The organism is Flavonifractor porci, assembly GCF_037572415.1.
Classification (GTDB): domain Bacteria; phylum Bacillota; class Clostridia; order Oscillospirales; family Oscillospiraceae; genus Flavonifractor; species Flavonifractor porci.
The window spans coordinates 62,538-81,930 of the sequence record NZ_JBBHLB010000007.1 but is presented as its reverse complement, the minus strand read 5'-3'; the positions used below and the strand labels follow the sequence as shown (position 1 = coordinate 81,930).

14 protein-coding genes are annotated in these 19,393 nt (G+C 54.9%); all 14 read left to right on the top strand.

Annotated features, from left to right (window positions below):
• Positions 1–58 precede the first annotated feature (58 nt).
• The 14 genes from WHJ28_RS08120 to zupT all read left to right on the top strand — a co-directional run bounded on the left by WHJ28_RS08120 (position 59) and on the right by zupT (position 19,258).
• Positions 59–4,912 (top strand): S-layer homology domain-containing protein, encoded by a 4,854-nt coding sequence (locus WHJ28_RS08120; RefSeq protein WP_340041442.1) that lies wholly within the window; start codon positions 59–61, stop codon positions 4,910–4,912.
• Between the two features lie 178 nt (positions 4,913–5,090).
• Positions 5,091–6,602 carry an S-layer homology domain-containing protein gene (locus WHJ28_RS08115; protein WP_340041440.1) on the top strand — a complete coding sequence of 504 codons (1,512 nt, stop codon included), beginning with the start codon at positions 5,091–5,093 and terminating at the stop codon, positions 6,600–6,602.
• 12 nt (positions 6,603–6,614) lie between these two features.
• Complete coding sequence (locus WHJ28_RS08110) at positions 6,615–7,484, top strand: DUF4430 domain-containing protein (RefSeq protein WP_340041438.1); 870 nt, start codon at positions 6,615–6,617, stop codon at positions 7,482–7,484.
• A 2-nt stretch (positions 7,485–7,486) separates the two neighbouring features.
• Positions 7,487–8,392 carry an energy-coupling factor transporter transmembrane component T gene (locus WHJ28_RS08105; RefSeq protein ID WP_340041436.1) on the top strand — a complete coding sequence of 302 codons (906 nt, stop codon included), beginning with the start codon at positions 7,487–7,489 and terminating at the stop codon, positions 8,390–8,392.
• The gene (locus WHJ28_RS08100) at positions 8,389–9,372 is read left to right on the top strand and encodes an AP endonuclease (RefSeq protein WP_340041434.1); all 984 of its coding nucleotides are present in this window, start codon (positions 8,389–8,391) and stop codon (positions 9,370–9,372) included. The genes WHJ28_RS08105 and WHJ28_RS08100 overlap by 4 nt, the downstream gene beginning before the upstream one ends.
• Positions 9,369–12,008: an ATP-binding cassette domain-containing protein gene (locus WHJ28_RS08095; RefSeq protein ID WP_340041432.1), complete on the top strand. Its 2,640-nt coding sequence runs from the start codon at positions 9,369–9,371 to the stop codon at positions 12,006–12,008. The genes WHJ28_RS08100 and WHJ28_RS08095 overlap by 4 nt, the downstream gene beginning before the upstream one ends.
• A 688-nt stretch (positions 12,009–12,696) precedes the next feature.
• Positions 12,697–13,326 carry a class I SAM-dependent methyltransferase gene (locus tag WHJ28_RS08090; RefSeq protein ID WP_340041430.1) on the top strand — a complete coding sequence of 210 codons (630 nt, stop codon included), beginning with the start codon at positions 12,697–12,699 and terminating at the stop codon, positions 13,324–13,326.
• Between the two features lie 808 nt (positions 13,327–14,134).
• A complete protein-coding gene (locus WHJ28_RS08085; protein ID WP_340041428.1) occupies positions 14,135–14,530 on the top strand; it encodes a Fur family transcriptional regulator in 396 nt (131 codons plus the stop codon).
• A 21-nt stretch (positions 14,531–14,551) separates the two neighbouring features.
• Positions 14,552–14,848, top strand: coding sequence for a hypothetical protein (locus tag WHJ28_RS08080; protein ID WP_340041426.1), 297 nt, complete (start codon positions 14,552–14,554; stop codon positions 14,846–14,848).
• A gap of 124 nt (positions 14,849–14,972) precedes the next feature.
• The gene (locus WHJ28_RS08075; protein WP_340041424.1) at positions 14,973–16,013 is read left to right on the top strand and encodes a metal ABC transporter substrate-binding protein; all 1,041 of its coding nucleotides are present in this window, start codon (positions 14,973–14,975) and stop codon (positions 16,011–16,013) included.
• Positions 16,014–16,028: 15 nt separating this feature from the next.
• On the top strand, positions 16,029–16,751 hold the full coding sequence (locus WHJ28_RS08070; protein ID WP_340041422.1) for a metal ABC transporter ATP-binding protein: 723 nt from the start codon (positions 16,029–16,031) through the stop codon (positions 16,749–16,751).
• On the top strand, positions 16,735–17,580 hold the full coding sequence (locus tag WHJ28_RS08065; RefSeq protein WP_340041420.1) for a metal ABC transporter permease: 846 nt from the start codon (positions 16,735–16,737) through the stop codon (positions 17,578–17,580). The genes WHJ28_RS08070 and WHJ28_RS08065 overlap by 17 nt, the downstream gene beginning before the upstream one ends.
• A gap of 3 nt (positions 17,581–17,583) precedes the next feature.
• Complete coding sequence (locus WHJ28_RS08060) at positions 17,584–18,165, top strand: hypothetical protein (RefSeq protein WP_340041418.1); 582 nt, start codon at positions 17,584–17,586, stop codon at positions 18,163–18,165.
• A 289-nt stretch (positions 18,166–18,454) separates the two neighbouring features.
• Positions 18,455–19,258 carry a zinc transporter ZupT gene (gene zupT / locus WHJ28_RS08055; protein ID WP_340041416.1) on the top strand — a complete coding sequence of 268 codons (804 nt, stop codon included), beginning with the start codon at positions 18,455–18,457 and terminating at the stop codon, positions 19,256–19,258.
• Positions 19,259–19,393: the final 135 nt, after the last annotated feature.

The following is a 19,393-nucleotide window of genomic DNA, read 5'->3' as shown; positions in this document are numbered from 1 at the left end:
GCCGCGGCATTTTTTATGCTCCGGCAGAGCAGCAGTCGAAAGGAGAGATGGGATAACCATGAAAAAACGAGTGTTGAGTTTGCTGTTGGTCCTGGTGCTGGCGCTGGGTCTGCTGCCACTGGAAACGCTGGCAGCAGGAGGTGAGCTGCCTCAGGCGGTAACAGAGCCGCCCGAAGGTCAGGAGTGGCAGATGATTTCCACGGCGGAAGAACTGGCGGCACTGTCGGAGCAAGGTGGCAGCGGCTACTACAGGCTGGCAAATGATATTGAGGACTATGTGGGCTGCTATTCCATGTTTGCCAAGACCTTTGACGGCGTGTTGGACGGCAACGGTTATACGGTGACCTTTGCCGCTGCCGACCAATATCCGAATCCGTTGATTGATACATTGGGACCCAATGGTGTCGTTCAGAATCTGGGTGTGAAGGGTACGATCGCCAACGTCCCGCTGGTCAGTAAGCTATCAGGAAAACTGATCAACTGCTATTCCTGGGCGGAGAGCAGCTACGGCGGTTTGGTGTATGAGATGCTGCCGGATTCCGCTATTGTAAACTGCTATGTCTCCAGGACACCTGGTGGGTATTCCTGGGGCGGCTTGGTGAATACAGGCAGGGGAGGACAGATCTTCAACAGCTATTGGCCCGATGGCGAAGCTGTGGCGGATAATGACGGGACCGCGGTGACAGACAGCAGGACGGTTTCTGATCAGAAATCCGAGGCGTTTCGAGAACTGCTCAATGAGCATCGTTCCGGCGGCATGGAGTGGCACCAGAGTGCGGTGGGGCTTCCCTGGCTGGGAGAGCAACAGGACTATGTAGAGTCCACATTTTATCCTGTTGTGATGACGGACCTCATCACAGAAGAAACAACAACCATTAACAGTGCAGACCAAATGTTGACCATTGGCGTGTTTGGCCTGCCGGACGGCGATGTGGCCACGCTGGAGCTCCAGGGGTATGAGGGCGACGTGGAGTGGGATGTTGCCTCCGATCAGGATAACGCCCCCATTATTGTTTATGGCCAGGGCCGGGTATGGGCCCGCAAATCCGGCACAGTCACAGTTACAGCCACCTGCGGTGAGAATACGCAGTCCTTCCGGCTCAAAGCCGTGGTCCCGGAATTTCAGCTGAAGCTGAAGATCGACGGACAAGACTATACCGGGAAGAACTATAAAACGCCCGGCAGCGGTACGTTCAGCATGGTACCATATGTGGTGGTGAGCGGCGAAGAGCGGGAAGCCAATAACGCCCTTTTTGCCTGGGAAAGCAGTGCGCCCCATGTGATCAATGTGGATTCCCAAGGATGGGTCAATATCAAGCAGGAGGGAACGGCCAACCTGACGGCGGAACTTAACGGCGTTTCAGCGTCTGTTACTGTGGAAGCCGGTTATACAGCTATCGATGGTATTGAGTGCACGTTTGAAGGTGAGTACACCATCCATCGCCGCAATCCCAATTCCATCGGCCAGAACGGCACCCCGGGCGAGGCCAGCTTCAATCCCCTGCGGCACCTGAAGGATGGCGAGGAGTGGGTAGGCAGTGAGCATCACATTGCGGATATCACGCCGGAGGACGCTACCTACGCCGGCAGCTATGTGACAGTTTCTGATAACAATTCTGTCATAGAATTTCAGGGTTCGCTGGTACAGAGTCTTATTCCCATGAAGGCGGGCAGTGCAAATATCACTGTAACAACGGCTGACCCCAAACTGGAACAACAGTTTTCCAATACGAAGAAAGTGACGTTGAGTTACCTCAATCCACTGAAAGAGGTAACCGCAGCCAAGACGGAACTAACAGTTAAGGTTGGCCAGAGTATTGATGCCGGACTGATTTTTACTGGAAAAAACGACAACGCATGGCCGGAGCGATATCCCGGCGGCCTTCACGTCAGTGAAAGCTATATAAATTGGGAGAAGATCAGCGGCGATGGTGAAGCATTGGCCTATCGCAGTTATCCGGTCTTGATGCCTACCGATGAGGAGTATTCCCTGGAAGAAGGCACTGTGTCCAACGATCAGTGGCTCATCAAGGGAATTTCCCAGGGAACCGTGGTACTCAAAGGCACTGCCAAGGATACAACAAATGGCGAACAGACCATTACTCTTACCATTACAGTGGAGGCCGGCGATCAGGGACCTGCTTTGCCTGTGGAGGAACAGGTGTCTGCCGCCTTGAAAAAAACAGCTGCCTATGAGCTGAACGGCCTGACGGAGAAAACACCTGCTTTCCTGGATGAGTGGGGGATTCTGGGCCTGGCCCGGGCCGGTATAGAGGTTCCCGTTGATTTTTATGAAACCTACTATGCCTCTGCCTATCAGGCGGTTCAGAAGCAAAAGGATACCGCCTCCCGTCCCTGGGATAACAAGGTGACCGAGACCCAGCGGCTGGCCCTTGCTTTGACGGCCATCGGGAAAGATCCCACTGATGTGGACGGCGTGAATCTTCTGGATTACAGCTGGAATAAGGGAAAGTATTGGAATGGCGCGGCGTTGGGTGATATGCAGGGCTGCAATGAGCTGATCTATGCGCTGCTGGCCACCAACGCCCACGACAGCTTCCAGCAGCCGGAATCTGTTTCCATGACCCGTCAGCAGATGATTGAAAAACTGCTTGGGAACTATCAGGCGCCGGAAGGCGGCTTTGGATTGAGCGGTCCCGCCTTTGATGTGGATATTACCGGCATGGCGCTGCAGGCCCTTGCTCCTTATTACAGCAACGATGCGGTCAAAACTGCCGTAGACAAGGCGGTAACGCATCTGTCCCAGGCCCAGGGGACCGACGGCTCTTACGGGAACCCGGAATCCACCAGTCAGGTGATTGTGGCGCTGGCCGCGTTGGGGATCGACCCGGATACAGATCCCAGATTTGTGAAGACGGGCTCCAGTCTGGTGGACGGCCTGTTGATGTATGGGCTGGAGGATGGTTCTTTTCGCCACTCCATGAACGGCGGCTCTGACGGCATGGCCACAGAGCAGGCACTGTATACTCTGGCGGCGCTGAACCGATTTTATGCAGAGCCGAGGGCAAACAGCCTCTATAACATGAATGACGTATCCCTCGGCGGCGATACGGGTGCGGCGGTCACCGGTGTGACCTTGACGCCTGCCAGCGCGGAACTAAAGGCCGGCAAAACGGTACAGCTGTATGCAATGGTCATTCCCACCTCAGCGGAAAATAAAGCTGTGACCTTTTCCAGTGACCATCCACAGGTGGCGTCTGTCAGCGAAACCGGCCTGGTTACAGCGGTCAGTGAGGGTAAAGCCAAGATCACCGTTACCACAAAAGACGGCGGAAAAACGGCCTCTGCTGAAATCACTGTTACCAAAGCCGGGGAAGGCAAGCCCGAGGATAAAGCCACCGTCACCCTGTCCATCGACAAGCTGACCATTAACAAGGGGTATGTTCTCAATCCAACCAAAGTGGAGATCAACAAGGGCGAGACGGTGTGGGATGTGCTCAAACGGGAGCTGGATCATCGGGGGATTGACTGTGACTACAGCATCTACGAGCAATACAACAGTGTCTATGTGGAATCGATTGATGGGGACGGCGAGTTTGATCATGGGCCTGGAAGCGGCTGGAAATACAGCGTGGATGGAGTTTATCCTGACTATGGCTGCAGTCTCTACAAGCTGTCCGGCGGCGAGGTCATCAAGTGGCTCTACACCACCAATCTGGGTGCTGATCTGGGTGATGATCCCGGCGCCGGTATGACCGGTAAACCGGAGCAGGGCGGCTCCGCCACCTTGCGGCCGGTAGTCAAGCCGGATAAGAACGGCCATGCTCAGATCACGATGGATACAGACCAGATGAAGGCCGCTATTGCACAGGTCAAAGTCGGGGGAGAGCGCGTGGTCGCCATTGCACCCAAGATCACCGGTACGGCCACCAAGATCACTGTAGAGGTGCCTGTCCAGTCCCTGAAGGATATGGTTAAGAACACAGACGCCGCTCTGGTGGTGCAGAGCGATATAGGAAGCCTTTCCGTTCCCAACGGTGCTCTGGGTGCCGTGGTCCGGCAGGCTGGCGGGAACACCGCCACGTTCTCGTTGGAAAGCAAAAATACCGCGGACATCAGAAAACAGATGGATGTTTCTCAAATGGAGGACGCGGAGGCAGTAGAGGTGACCATTGCTTCCAATCAAAAAGAACTCACCGCCTTTGACGGAAAGTCCCTGACCATCACCATTCCGGTGAGTGGCTCCACTTTTGTGGCCAGTGAGGCTTACAAGGTCATCGTGCTCGGCCACGGCGGTACCAGGGAAAATGTTTCCGGCATCTGCGTCAAGCAAAATGACAAGTTGAGCGTGCAGATAGAAATGAGCCTTCTGGGTACGTTTGTCGTGACCGCCCAAAAGACCATGCCGTTCACCGATGTGCCCGGCCACTGGGCAGCCGAAGGCATTGCATGGGCCTATGGAAATGATTTGATGAACGGTACCGGCGAAACTACCTTCGCACCCAACGACAGGTTGAATCGCGCCATGCTGACTGCCATCCTGTATCGTCTGGCTGGCAAGCCTGCTGTAACAGGTGAAAGCAAAGCATTTATGGATGTGGTACCGGATACATGGTATACCTCTTCTGTGGCTTGGGCCAGTGCAAATGGTGTTGTCAATGGAATGGGAGATGGGACCTTTGCGCCAATGGATGCCATCACCCGTGAGCAGCTTGCAGTTATGCTCTACCGCTATGCCCAGTACATCAGGCTGGATACCAGCGCCAAGGGCGACCTGAGCAAGTTCACCGACGGCAGCCAGGTTTCTTCCTGGGCTTCTGAGGCTATGGCATGGGCTGTGGGGACCGGGATGATTTCCGGCAAGACCGCCAATATCATCGATCCTTCCGGTACGGCTACCCGGGCAGAGACAGCGACCATCCTCATGCGCTTTGCAGCGCTTCTGAAATAACAAACGGCGTTCCGGGGCGCTCTGCGCCCCGGAACGGGAAGGAGTTGTCATGAGAACCATTTTGAAACGCGGAACAGGTTTTTTCCTGGCTTTCGTTTTACTGCTCAGTTTGAGCATACCTCCCGCATTTGCGGCGGAGACGGATTTAGCTGCGGCAGTTCAGGAAAGCGCCAAGTATATGCTCAACACTGTTCAGGAGCCGCAGGTGGGGTCTGTAGGAGGCGAATGGGCGGTCATTGGCGTGGCCCGCTCGGGCTATGATGTTCCCCAGCAATACTGGGACAATTATTACGCTACAGTGGAGGCGTACGTTTCGGAGCACAAAGGCGTTTTACATGAAAAGAAATATACGGAATATTCCAGACTGATCGTTGCGCTCACCGCCATCGGCGCAGATCCGGCCAATGTAGGAGGATATAATCTCCTTACCCCCCTGGGAGACTTTGAAAAAACCATCTGGCAGGGCATCAACGGCCCCATCTGGGCGTTGATTGCGCTTGATGCGGGGAATTATGATATGCCCCGCAATCCGGCGGCCAAGGTCCAGGCGACCCGGCAGATGTATGTGGACGAGATCCTCTCCCGGCAGCTGAATGACGGCGGCTGGAACCTCACCGACAAGGGTGGGGCCGGTCAGAGCGACCCTGATATCACCGGAATGGCGCTGCAGGCGCTGGCTGGCTATCGGGATCAGGCCAAGGTGCGTGACGGGATCGAGCGTGCGCTGGCTTATCTGAGCGGAGCCCAGGAGAGCAGCGGCGGATATGCCAGTCATAATACCAGCAGTTCCGAAAGCGTCGTGCAGGTCATCGTTGGCCTGTGCGCCCTGGGGATTGATTTGAGTGACGCCCGTTTTGTAAAAAACGGTCATACCCTGCTGGAGAATTTGCTCAGTTACCGGCAGAAAAACGGCAGTTTTCTTCATACATCCGCCGGAAATGGGGACAGCCAGATGGCCAGCGAGCAGGGCCTTTATGGCCTGGTGGCCGCTCAGCGTGCCGCCACCGGAAAGAACAGCCTCTATCACATGGATGATGTAACCATCCGTGTGGCTGGTGTGGCGGCGGAGACCATTGGTCTGCACGGAAAGCACACCGATGTAAAGCAGGTGCCTGTCACAATGCCTGATGCAGCTTTTCCTGATGTCAAAGGACATAAAAATCAGAGCGCGATCGAGGCGCTGGCCTCTCGCGGCATCATCAACGGCAGGGGAAACGGACTGTTTGATCCCAATGCCACCATGACCCGCTCGGAATTTGCCGCCATCGTGGTGCGTGCACTGGGGCTGCCCCCCAAGGCCGCCGGAAGCTTTACTGATGTAACTGCCGACGCCTGGTATGCCGGTTATGTGGAGACGGCCTATTCCTACGGTATCATCAACGGCGTGGGGGACGGCCGCTTCCTTCCCAACGGTACCATCAGCCGTCAGGAGGCTGCCGTCATGGTGGCCCGTGCCGCAAAGCTTTGCGGTATGGATACCCGGCTGGAAAGCAATGAAATTCTCAATGTCCTGGCCCAGTTTGCCGATTATATCACCATTGCACCGTGGGCCCGGGAGGGCGTTGCCTTCTGTTATGACGAGGGGATCCTCGATCAGAGCGAACTGAATGTGGAGCCTGCCCGTGCCATTCTTCGGTGTGAGGTCGCCCAGATGCTGTATCAGGTGCTGGACAGCGCCAAACTGCTGTAAGGAGAATGCGCCATGTGGTGGAAACAGCATAAGTGGAAAGTGATCCTCCCCGTCCTCATCCTGGCGGTGCTGGCCGGAGCCTTTTGGTACGGCGGCAACGCCCCCGGAGCCCGGGGGTGGACTGTCCAGATCCATGAGACATCCCAACCGGCGTTGGGTAAAGATCCGCAGGATGCAGCGGAGCCAGTACAGACACAGGAACCTTCAGCAGATCCGAAGCCCGAAGAGACGGCTGAGGAACATACGCCGAAACCCGATGCAAAGGAAGAGCCGACAGAAGGCGCGCCGAAACAGACTGCTGTGCCTTCCGCCTCCAAGCAGCCGGAACAGCCTCAGTCAACAGACCAGCCGGAGATGGTCATTGGTCCGGAGACGGGGAAGGACCAGTATCTGACCGACCCCGTGCCGGAAGGCAAACCGCTGCCGGTAGAGCCCCAGGAGGTGACCATCGGAACAACGGCTTACAGCTGTACGATTTCCATCTCCTGTGCGACCATTCTGGATAACCTGGATCTCTGTGACCCGGAAAAGAAAGAACTGGTACCGGAGGACGGCTGGATCCTGGAGCCTGTGACCGTCACCTTTTATGAGGGGGAAAGCGTATTCAATGTGCTCCAACGGACCTGCAAACAGAAAAAGATCCATATGGAGTTTGAGGATACGCCCATGTATAACTCCGCCTACATTGAAGGAATCCACAACCTCTATGAATTTGATGTTGGCGAGCTGTCCGGCTGGATGTACAGTGTCAACGGCTGGTTCCCCAATTATGGATGCAGCCGCTATCAGCTGCGGGACGGCGATGTGGTGGAGTGGGTCTACACCTGTGATCTGGGTGCGGATGTTGGACGCGGCCTTACGGAGAGCAGAGGGGCGAATTGACTATGCGGAACCGGGATGCGTTTTCCAGCTGCCATCCAGTGATCAATTTTCTGTATTTCTTGTTGGTCCTGTTGGTGACCATGTTCTGCCTGCACCCTGCCATTCTGGCGGTTTCGCTTGCCGGCGGTGTGGTTTACGCGGTGTGGCTCAACGGACGGCGGGCGGTGCGGTTCTCGCTGGCGGTTCTCCTCCCCATGATGCTGCTGACCCTGGTGGTCAATCCGGCGTTCAACCACCAGGGCGCCACCATTCTGACCTATCTGCCCACGGGAAATCCGCTGACACTGGAGAGTATCCTCTATGGAATTTCCGCCGCCGCCATGTTGGCTGCCGTGATCTCCTGGTTTTCGTGTTATACCGCTGTGATGACCTCTGACAAGTTCGTGTATCTGTTCGGCAGAGTGATCCCGGCCCTTTCTCTGGTACTGTCTATGACGCTGCGCTTTGTGCCCAAGTTCAAAGCGCAGCTTCATGTAGTCAGCCAGGCCAGGCAATGCGTGGGGAGGGATGCTTCCAACGGCGGCCTTCTGCGGCGGGTCCGCAACGCCGTAACTATTTTCTCCATTATGGTGACCTGGGCGCTGGAAAATGCCATTGAGACGGCGGACAGTATGAAAAGCCGGGGCTACGGACTGCCGGGCAGAACGGCGTTCTCCATTTATCGCTTTGATAAGCGGGACAAGATGATCTTGCTTTGGCTCTGCTTCTGCGGGCTTGTTCTTGGCTGGGGCGTGTTAACGGGCGGCCTGTTCTGGCGGTACTATCCCACGCTCAAAGGCGGACCACTGACGGTTCTGACCGCCTGTATGATGCTCTGCTGGGCTGGACTATGCCTGACACCGGTGGTTATCGACGTCCATGCGGACCGTGTATGGAAAAAGCTGCATTGCGAGGAGACAGTAGAATGATTCAAAGTATAAGTCTGCCGCTCCATTCCGGTACGCTGCGGGAGTATCAGGATTGGAGCGATCTGAGGCGGGAGGTATACACCCTGGGGTGCGGCGGCATCGAGGCCATATGGGGGGGAGAGCCGATTCCGGAGGATCTGCCGCTGGACTTGGTACAGGGGTATCACCTGATTTTCTTTCATGACTGGGTCGATCTCTGGAACGGGAACTGGCTGGCACTGAAAGAGAAGTATGGATCCCTGGAGCGGGCGGCAGCTGTGTACGGCGGCCTGGACAGAGAGACGCTGCTGGAGCAGTATCGTGAGGATCTGGAACGGGCACGGCGTTTGAAGGTTGGATATGTGGTGTTCCATGTGTCGGATGTCTCCATGGAGGAGTGCTTTACATATCGGTTTTCCCATACCGGAGATCAGGTCATTACCGCCGCCATGGAGCTGATCAACGAACTGCTGTCGGGAAATGCGTGGCCCTTTGAGTTCCTGGTGGAAAATCAGTGGTGGCCGGGCTTTACGTTCACAGAACCCAGACAGACGGAACGACTGCTGGACGGCATCCGGTTTGACAGAAAGGGCATCCTGCTGGATACAGGCCATTTGATGAACTGCTGTACCGATCTGCGCAGCCAAGCTGAGGGCGCTGCCTACATTGCCGCCATGCTGGATCGGCACGGCAGCCTCTGCTCCGCGATCCGGGGCGTCCATTTTCATCAGTCCCTCAGCGGGCGCTATGTTCAGCGGAATGTGGGGCAGCTGCCGGAAGCATGGCCGGAGGCATTTGAGCGACGTTTTTCCATCAACTATGCCCATGTGCTCCGGATCGATCAGCACCGCCCCTGGACGGATCCGTCCATATTACCTGTTCTGGAGCGTATCGATCCGGTCTGGCTGACCCATGAATTGACGTCCCGCACCAGGGCGGAGCGGGTAAGGACGGTAGAGTGCCAGCAGACGCTGCTGCGAAAGAGGGTGAGCAGTCCATGACAGACACCTTTGTTATTCAAAATCTTTGTTTTGCTTACCCGGAGCAGTCGGGAGCTATCCTGAGGGAGCTGAACCTTACCATTCGGCGGGGAGAGTTTTTGGTGCTTTGCGGACCTTCCGGCTGTGGAAAGTCCACGCTGCTGCGGCAGCTCAAAACAGTTCTTGCACCTCACGGGCGCCGGAGCGGCACGATTCTTTTTGAAGGACGGCCCCTGGACGCCCTGGATCAGCGGCAGCAGACGGAACGCATCGGCTTTGTCCAGCAGAGTCCGGATAATCAGATCGTCACCGATAAGGTCTGGCATGAACTGGCGTTTGGGCTGGAGAGCCTGGGATATGAGACGCCGGTAATCCGGCAGCGGGTGGCGGAGATGGCGGCCTTTTTCGGAATTGAGAGCTGGTTCTATAAAAATGTAACCGAACTGTCCGGCGGACAGAAGCAGCTGCTCAATTTGGCTTCTGTTATGGCCATGCAGCCTTCGGTGCTGATTCTCGACGAGCCCACTTCCCAGCTGGACCCCATTGCGGCAGCGGATTTTCTGGCTACCCTTGGGCGGATCAACCGGGAACTGGGTACGACGATCCTTCTGACCGAGCATCGGCTGGAAGACGCGTTTCCTTTGGCCACCAGAGTGGCGGTAATGGAGGAAGGACGGCTGCTGTGCAGCGGCACGCCCGCGGAGGTGGGCGATGCTCTGCGGGCGTGTGGCCATACCATGTTCCTGGCCATGCCTGCCGCCATGCGGGTGTGGGCGGCGGTGGAAGATGGGGGGGCGTGTCCGGTTACTGTCCGGGAGGGACGGAACTGGCTGACGGACTATGGAGCGAAGCATCCGCTGTGTCCGCTGCCGCCGGAACCGGCCCGGATCTATCCGGAAGAACCGGTACTGAAAGCGGAGGAGCTTTGGTTTAAGTATGAAAAAGATGGTCCCGATGTGGTCCGGGGATTGAGTCTTGCGTTGAAGAAGGGGGAATTTTATGCGCTCCTCGGTGGAAACGGCGCGGGCAAATCCACGTCCCTGAAGCTGCTGGGCGGGCTTTTGAAGCCCTATCGGGGCACTGTCAGCGTCCGGGGGACCGTGGGTGTTTTACCGCAGAATCCCCAGACGCTCTTTGTGAAAAAGACGGTTCGGGAGGATCTGGCGGAAATCCTAGAAGGAAACAACGCCAAACAGGAGGAGCGGATTGCCCATGTGGCAGCCCTGTGCCGGCTCAAAGGCTTGCTGGATCATCATCCATATGACCTGTCCGGAGGGGAGCAGCAGCGGGCGGCTTTGGCCAAGATCCTGTTGCTGGACCCCGATATTCTGCTGATGGATGAGCCTACCAAGGGGCTGGACGCGGAGTTCAAGCAGGTCTTTGCGGAGATCCTTCAGGTACTTTTGCGGCGGGGCGTCACGGTCTTGATGGTCAGCCATGACATTGGATTCTGTGCCCGGTATGCTCACCGCTGTGCCCTGTTTTTTGACGGTGGTACTGTGTCGGAGGGTACGCCCCGGGCCTTTTTTTCAGGAAATAGCTTTTATACCACCTCTTCCAACCGCATGGCCCGGGAACTGGAGCCTGGGGCCATCACGCCGGAGGATGTGATCATCCTGTGCGGCGGTCATCTGCCGCCCGTACCGGAGTTGCCGGATGACATCCCGATCCTGCCGGAGCCGGAGAAAGGGAGTGCGGCGGAAAAGCCTGAAAAGCTGCCCTGGTGGAGGAAAATCCTGGCGACATTGTCAGCCGGGATCGCTTTGATCCTGTTCTTTTCTTTTATGGGCGTAGCGGATTTGACCACTCTGGTTACTGCTGAGGGATTGACTTCTCTGGCGGGAGAGCAGCTGCTGTTATACTTCATTTTTTGTTCTGCATTGCTCATATTTGCGCTCTGCGTTACACGCCGCAGCCACCTGCCGGACTATTTGAGACAGACGCCGAAGGAGCAGCGGAAACTAACCAGACGCACACTGGCGGCAATGATTCTGATTGTGCTGTTGATTCCGGTAACCCTGTTTGTTGGCATCACCTATCTGGGTGGTAAAAAGTATTATTTTATCTCGCTGCTGATTCTGTTGGAGACCATGCTCCCCTTTTTTCTGATCTTTGAAGGCAGAAAACCCCAAGCCAGGGAGCTGGTCACCATCGCGGTGCTGTGTGCTGTCGGCGTGGCAGGCCGGGCATTCTTCTTTATGCTGCCTCAGTTCAAGCCGGTGATGGCGGTGACTATCATTGCGGGCATCGCCTTTGGCGGTGAAGCCGGTTTTCTGGTGGGCTCTATGACCATGCTGGCCTCCAATGTCATGTTCGGACAGAGTCCGCTGACGCCATGGCAGATGTTTGCCATGGGCATCATTGGCTTTCTGGCCGGAATCCTGTTTCGCAAAGGGCTGCTGATGCGGACACGAGAGGCTCTGTGTATTTTTGGTGCGCTTTGTGCCATTTTGGTTTACGGCGGCATTATGAATGGAGCGTCCGCCCTGACGGCCAACCGGGAATTGACCGGAGGCATTCTGCTGAGCAGCTATGTCGTGGGAATGCCTTTCGATTGTATCCATGCCATGGCTACATGGCTGTTTCTGTGGTTCGGCGCAGAGCCAATGCTGGAGAAATTGGACCGCATCAAAGTCAAGTATGGTTTAGTATCATAATACCAAGGATACGGTTATAGACTGGTTATTTAGCGTTTCACCCAATACGGTGTTAGACGTCAATGCGCAGGCAGCCCATCGGTTGCCTGCGCATTGATGTTCTCTGTGGGCCCCTACCTGGCAGCGGGCGAGCGGGGCCGAGAGGCACATGACCAGGCTGCGATTGATATCGCAGGCCAAAGAAGCATTGCTTAAGGATTATGCCCGTGGGGCGCGCGTAAACACGGCCTTGGCCCGCGTCATATTATCCCGGACCCTTCCCCCAAAGGGGCAGTTGAGTTCACACCTGCCCGCGCATCAGACAATCGTCTGCCGTGGCAGAAAGGCACCGATAGTGCTGTGCCACAGGCACCGGCACAGAAGGGTATTGGGCAGCCGGATCCGCAAACCTGGTCGCGGCGTTCGTGTCGGTATGGCAGATCACGCCGTTTCATTGGGTTGTTTGATCAGGCAAGGTGCCGGCAAGCGTGTCTATATTGGATCCGGGTACGATGGGGCTGCCGTATATTCAAACTTGAAGCAATATGAGGTCATGCTTTATAGATTTTGAGACAAGCAGCTGCAGAAAAGGTCGGGAGCCTTCCCCGGTTTTTCCGCACATTTAGCTTTTTGCAGTTGATTCTTTGAGGCAAATAAGGTATCATATGGTTAGCGATAACTAACCATATGATACCTTATGGAGGTCGCCATGGGAATATTAAAAACTCTTTTCAACAATACCCGCAAACCTGAGGGAATGTTGGGTAAGTGGATGGTCAGAAGTATGAATCATGCCCATGCTGCCGTTGCGGATTGGGGTATAAGGCATTTGCCTGAAACAGGCCCTGATGAGATCGCTGAACTGGGCTGTGGTGGAGGACGGAATGTGAGGGAACTTCTTGGGAAATATCCAACTGCGAAGATAACTGCGCTGGATTATTCGGAAATCTCCGTGGAAAAGACAAAGCGGGTCAATCAGCAAGATATACAAAAGGGCCGCTGTCGTGTCGTGCAGGGGGATGTATCCCAGATGCCCTTTGGGGACGGGCAGTTTGATTTGGTGACCGCATTTGAGACAGTATACTTCTGGCCGGGGCCAGCCGAAAGCTTTCAAGAGGTGTATCGGATCTTGAAAACGGGTGGGACATTTCTGATCGTAAACGAGTCGGACGGAATGAATCCGCACGATGATAAGTGGCTATCTGCCATTGACGGACTGCGGGTTTTCAACGGGGCGCAGCTTTCCGCGTTTCTCAGCGAAGCTGGTTTTTCCAAAATCACAGTGGACCATGAGATGAAAACGCACAGGCTGTGTGTGATGGCTGTTAGGGAGAAATAAGTGATGTACGCCTGTTCTCAGTACCATGCCGGAAAGATGAAGGGCCGATAGGCCTGATTCAGCTGGACATCCAGCCGGTGTTTCAGACGCCGTATGGCCCTATGCTTTTAAAAAGATAGGCGCATTATGTGTGGATCAGGAGGGCGCCTGGCGCTCACCAACAAATGCCACTGCAACGCCCCGATGAGAGCGATGAATAGAAGTTTAGCACGATTGGCCAGCCGCAGCTCAGAACAATCAAACTGTATGTTAGAAGGATGCAGAAGGACTGGCCGCATAGGATTTGCAGCAGGATGGGAAGCCGCTCTCTATCCTCATATATGAGCAAATTCCAAATCAAAACCCATTAGTCCCGAAATGATGGTGGACACTCCATTTGAGAAAAAGCTTCCGATACATACATATCCGGTTTCAGAAACGGACGTATTGCCTTGCGTTTGTGCAGATATGTCCCTTTTGTATGACGCATAAATCCAACATGGCATTTTGAAAACTGCTTCCCAATTTGCTCATTATCCGTGAAGCATCTGCTTCATTAAGGGGGGAGGTAATGGCAGATACACACTGCGCTAGGATTTGTGACAGTGAAAAGTGATGCGCAAGTCAAATTGTGCATTGGAGCCCCGACTTCTTTTTTCGGTGCAGGTTTCATGGAGTTGCTGAAAAGCAATGTATACTGTCTCGGCCGGCGGCTGGACAATAGTTAGTTATACAATCCCTGTAGATGCAGAAATAAAATAATCTTGACACAAATCTTGGATGATGCTATTCTGATTTGCGAACTATTCGCAAATTGTGAGGCATTGCAATGAAAAAATACGACACCCGACAGAGGGAACTCCTGATTGCTTTTCTGGAGCGGCACCCGCATCAGTTGTTGTCGGTCCGGGAAATCGCTCAAATATTGTGTGGGAAGCAAATCAGCCTCAGTGCGGTGTACCGAAATCTTACACAGCTCGAAGCGGACGGGCTGATCCGCAAGGCCATAAAGACGGGAAGCAGGGAGGCTGTTTATCAATATGTTGGCTCATCGGTCTGCCGGTCCCATCTTCATATGTCCTGTATTCGCTGTGGAAAGACTTTTCATATGAGTGAGGAGCATACCAGTCAGCTGAGGCGTGTCGTCTCAGAGCTGGACGGATTTGATCTGGATATCCACAATACTGTCCTGCATGGTATTTGCCCGGGCTGTACGCTAACATAAGTGCAAAGGAGGGAGAAGAATATGGCAAGAAAAACGCGCCTTGCTGCTGCCTGTGGGGCGGCACTGCTGGTATTTGCTTTGCTCTTCTCCGTATTTTTTACCGTTGCGGAGGCGGAACACGACTGTGGCGGAGAACACTGCGCCATCTGCCATCAGATCCAGGCCTGCCAAGAGCTTCTTGAGCAGTTCTCCTCGGCTCATACGGCGTCTGCCGCAGCGGCGGTGCTTTGCTTTTTTATGCTGTTTCTCGTTCTGTCGACGCAAAATATTGTTGTCGCTTCTTCACTGGTTTTGTGGAAGGTGAAACTGCTGAATTAAACAGGAACTATTTGCAAGGGGACGAGTCTACCCATTTGAGGTGGCTCTCTTGGCGTATGCCAGGAGCCCTTGTATTTTTGCGCCCATTTTTCAGTGCCTGTATGAATTCGGAGGTTTTACCTATATGAAAAAAGTTATTTCTATCGTTCTTTCCCTTGTGGTGACAGCTGGGATACTCGGCGGCTGCAAACCTTCCTCCATCCCGAAAGGCGGCAGCGAAAAACTGCGAATTGTCACCACTATTTTTCCGGAATATGATTGGGTGCGGGAAATTGTGGGGGATCAGGCGGACCACATAGAGCTGACGATGCTCCTGGATGACGGCGTAGATCTCCACAGCTTCCAACCCACCGCCGACGATATGGTCGCCATCTCCAACTGCGATGTCTTTCTCTACACGGGAGGGGAATCGGACTCTTGGGTGGAGGACGCCCTGGCTAATGCATCCAATCCCCAACGCGTGGTGATGAACCTGATGGAAACGCTGGGGGATGGCGTGAAAGCGGAGGAAGTGGTTGAGGGGATGCAGGAAAGCGAGCATCATCATGGACATGAAGATGCGCACGAACACCATGGTGATGATGACAACAAAGAGGAGCATGAGCACCATGAGGAATGTGGCCACGCCCACGATGACGAGCATATCTGGCTGTCCCTGAAGCATGCCGCAGTGCTCTGCGATGCCATTGCCGGTACTTTGAGTACCGTCGACCCAGATCATCAAAAGGCTTACGCTGAAAACGCTGCTGCTTATATCAAAAAACTGAATGAACTGGACGGGCGATATCAGGCTGTCGTGGATGCCTCACCCACCCGAACCTTACTCTTTGCCGACCGATTCCCATTCCGGTACCTGGCGGACGACTACGGGCTTACTTACTATGCGGCCTTTTCCGGCTGCTCGGCTGAGACGGAGGCCAGCTTTGAGACGGTGGCCTTCCTGGCCGGTAAAGTGGACGAACTGACCTTGCCCTGTGTGCTGACCATCGAGGGGGCTGCTCATGGCATCGCCCAGACTGTGGTCAGCAATACCGACACGAAAAGTCAGGAGATCCTTGTGCTGGATTCCATGCAGTCCGTGACTGCCGGGGATGTGGCGGCAGGCGAAACTTACCTGGCTATCATGGAAAAGAACCTGGAAACGCTGAAAACCGCACTGCGTTGAGAGGAGAACCATGGCATGATCCAGATAAACTGCCAGGGTCTCGCCCTGGGATATGATACTGCCCTTATGCGGGACCTGAGCTTTGCCGTCCGTGCCGGAGATTACCTCTGTATTCTGGGGGAAAACGGCGCCGGAAAATCCACACTGATGAAGACCATTCTGGGTCTGCTGACACCCCTGGAGGGTTCGGTGACCCTGAGCGGCGGAGTACGGGCCAATGAGATCGGGTACCTGCCCCAGCAGACCCAGGCACAGCGGGATTTTCCCGCTACCGTCTGGGAGGTGGCCCTCTCCGGGTGTCAAAGCCGGTGCGGTTTGCGCCCTTTTTACACTCGGGCGGAAAAGGAGCTGGCCCGGCAGTCCCTCCGGCGCATGGATATGGAATGCCATTCCAAGCGCTGCTATCGAGAACTGTCAGGAGGCCAACAGCAGCGTGTGTTGCTGGCCCGGGCTCTGTGTTCCGCCCGGAAGATACTGCTCCTGGATGAGCCGGTGTCCGGCCTGGATCCATCGGCTGGCCGGGAATTGTATCAGGTCATCGCTCAGCTCAATAAGCAGGATGGAATGACCATTCTGATGATCTCCCATGATGTAGCCGCTGCGCTGCGCTACGCCAGCCATATCCTCTATCTGGGGAAGCAGGTGTTTTTCGGGACCCGGGATGCCTTTGTTCAATCCAATCCCGGCCACCGGTGCCTGGAGCAGAGAGGAGGTGGAGCCCATGGAACTGTTGATTGAAAAGCTGATCCAATACTGGGCCTATCCCTTTGTACAGTATGCCCTGGTGGTAGGGGTGCTGGTGGCCCTGTGTGCCTCCCTGCTGGGTGTCACTCTGGTGCTCAGGCGGTTCTCCTTTATCGGGGATGGGCTGTCGCATGTGGCCTTTGGCGCCATGTCGGTGGCCTCCGTTCTGAACCTGACCAACGATATGCCACTGGTTATGGGGATTACGGTGCTGTGTGCCATTCTGTTGCTGTGCACGGGCCGGAACGGCAAGATCAAAGGCGATGCCGCCATGGCTATGCTCTCCGTTGGGGCGCTGGCGGTGGGCTATCTGATGATGAATGTGTTTTCTGCCTCCCCCAATCTGTCGGGAGACGTTTGCACTACCCTGTTCGGCTCCACCTCCATCCTTACCCTCACAAAAACCGAGGTGTGGATGTGTATGGGACTGTCAGCGGCAGCGGTGCTCTTGTATCTCTTTTTTTACCATAAGATATTTGCCATAACCTTTGATGAGAGCTTTGCTGCCGCCACTGGAACCTGGACAAAGTTATACAATCTGATCCTAGCGGTGGTGACGGCGGTGGTCATTGTGATGGCTATGCAGTTGGTTGGCTCTCTGCTGATCTCCGCCTTGGTGATCTTTCCAGCCATGTCTGCTATGCGCCTGTTCAAAAGCTTCCGGGCGGTTACCCTCTGCGCCGCAGGCTTTTCCGTTTTTTGTGCCACCGCCGGGATTCTCACATCCGTTCTGGCAGGTACCCCGGTCGGATCCACGATCGTTGCTGTGGAAATCCTGCTGTTTGCTCTGTGTGCTCTGCTGGGACGGATGGGAAGGAGATGACCGATGAAACGCCGAATGATTCTCTTCCTGGCAGGGATTATACTTCTGGCCTGTGTTGGGTGCGCCGGAAACGGGCAGACTGTCCGGTCGGATGAGCAGGAAAACCTATCGCAGGACAGTCAAGGGATACCTTCCGACGGCCTGACCTCTGATGGGCAAGAAAAAGAGAGCCAGGCGGGCAGCCCTCAGCCGGATACGCAGGCAAGCCCTTCCGTGTCTGTGGATGTGGATCTGACTGCCCTCAGCAGTACGATGGTTTATGCAGAAGTGTATAACATGATGGTGTCTCCGAATGATTACATCGGAAAGAATATTCGAATGACAGGCATTTTTACTGTATATCAGGACCCTGAGACGGCTCGGATCTACTGTGGGGTGATCGTGGAGGATGCCACCGCCTGCTGTGCGCAGGGATTTAATCTTGTCATGCCGGAAGGGCTGGCGTATCCCCAGGATTACCCGCCCTCCAAATCGGAGGTGACCGTGGTGGGAGAGCTTCAGGCAGACCGATCGCTGGAGGAGCGCGGGATCATTTTGCTCCACCTGGAACATGTGAAATTTGAGTCAAGTGGTGGCACTCCGTAGACCAACATACCAAGCCTGGCAAATCAGGCAATGAGTCCAATAGGGGTTAGCCTTTTGACAAAAAGAGAACCTGCCAATATCAGCGCCCTACGGTAAATCTAATGCCCCGGAACACATAGGATGCCGCGGGATCCATTAAAAATCTTCCAGAAGAGAAAATAAGGATGCGGCGGAAAAACAAAGGGATCCTTTCGAACGCACAAACGCTGTTGACATACGGTGTGATAAGTGATAGAATCAAATCAGTTAGCGGCAACTAACTAATTTGCATCCTGAAAGGAGGGATCTCTTGGACTACACTGTATTGCTTGCGTTTTTTCTGACATTGCTGGCTGGGTTAAGTACCGGGATAGGCAGCTGTATCGCATTCCTTTGCAGACATACCAATCGAAAATTTCTGTCGGTTTCTCTGGGTTTTTCCGCCGGCGTCATGATCTACGTTTCGATGATTGAGATATTTTTTAAAGCTCAGGACGCCTTGATCGCTGAGATGGGAACTCGACCAGGAAGTTGGGCGACTGTCGCCGCGTTTTTTGGTGGTATGTTAGTGATAGCTGTCATAGATAAGTTGATCCCATCAGCGGAGAATCCTCATGAAGTGAAACTGATGGAGGACACGGAGAAGGATTCTCCCCCGCCTGGCCGGCTCATGCGCATGGGTGTTTTCACCGCATTAGCCATTGCTATTCACAACTTCCCTGAAGGCCTTGCTACCTTCGTCTCGGCATTGCAGGAGCCAAGTGTCGCGATTCCGATCGTAGTAGCCATTGCCATCCATAATATTCCCGAGGGTATTGCGGTATCCGTGCCCATCTATCAGGCTACCGGATCTCGCCGCAGGGCGTTTTGCTACTCTTTCTTGTCGGGCCTCGCCGAGCCCCTGGGGGCACTGCTTGGTTGGCTGGTATTGCGCCCGATTATGAGCGACACCGTGTTTGGTTTGCTGTTTGCCGGAGTGGCTGGCATCATGGTGTTTATCTCCTTTGACGAGCTTCTCCCTGCCGCGCGGGAATATGGAGAACACCATCTTTCCATCTATGGGCTTATTTCCGGCATGGTGATTATGGCAATCAGCCTGCTGCTGTTTTTATAAGCGGCAGGGAATCAACGTTTCGCTTTATGCCGTTGTCCGTAAGGTGGCATTACAGCATAGAAGAAATGCCTGTATGGGAGCACTCCGGCCAGACCAGTAAAGCCATGATGGCCGGGTAACTGCCGCTGAACCGCT

Bases quoted from the DNA above. Each gene is read 5' to 3' on its own strand.
- WHJ28_RS08100 (WP_340041434.1), top strand. From the start codon at position 8,389: ATGATTCAAAGTATAAGTCTGCCGCTCCATTCCGGTACGCTGCGGGAG.
- WHJ28_RS08070 (WP_340041422.1), top strand. From the start codon at position 16,029: ATGATCCAGATAAACTGCCAGGGTCTCGCCCTGGGATATGATACTGCC.
- WHJ28_RS08085 (WP_340041428.1), top strand. From the start codon at position 14,135: ATGAAAAAATACGACACCCGACAGAGGGAACTCCTGATTGCTTTTCTG.
- WHJ28_RS08115 (WP_340041440.1), top strand. From the start codon at position 5,091: ATGCTCAACACTGTTCAGGAGCCGCAGGTGGGGTCTGTAGGAGGCGAA.
- WHJ28_RS08075 (WP_340041424.1), top strand. From the start codon at position 14,973: ATGAAAAAAGTTATTTCTATCGTTCTTTCCCTTGTGGTGACAGCTGGG.
- WHJ28_RS08090 (WP_340041430.1), top strand. From the start codon at position 12,697: ATGGGAATATTAAAAACTCTTTTCAACAATACCCGCAAACCTGAGGGA.
- WHJ28_RS08095 (WP_340041432.1), top strand. From the start codon at position 9,369: ATGACAGACACCTTTGTTATTCAAAATCTTTGTTTTGCTTACCCGGAG.
- WHJ28_RS08060 (WP_340041418.1), top strand. From the start codon at position 17,584: ATGAAACGCCGAATGATTCTCTTCCTGGCAGGGATTATACTTCTGGCC.
- WHJ28_RS08105 (WP_340041436.1), top strand. From the start codon at position 7,487: ATGCGGAACCGGGATGCGTTTTCCAGCTGCCATCCAGTGATCAATTTT.
- WHJ28_RS08080 (WP_340041426.1), top strand. From the start codon at position 14,552: ATGGCAAGAAAAACGCGCCTTGCTGCTGCCTGTGGGGCGGCACTGCTG.
- WHJ28_RS08065 (WP_340041420.1), top strand. From the start codon at position 16,735: ATGGAACTGTTGATTGAAAAGCTGATCCAATACTGGGCCTATCCCTTT.
- WHJ28_RS08110 (WP_340041438.1), top strand. From the start codon at position 6,615: ATGTGGTGGAAACAGCATAAGTGGAAAGTGATCCTCCCCGTCCTCATC.
- WHJ28_RS08120 (WP_340041442.1), top strand. From the start codon at position 59: ATGAAAAAACGAGTGTTGAGTTTGCTGTTGGTCCTGGTGCTGGCGCTG.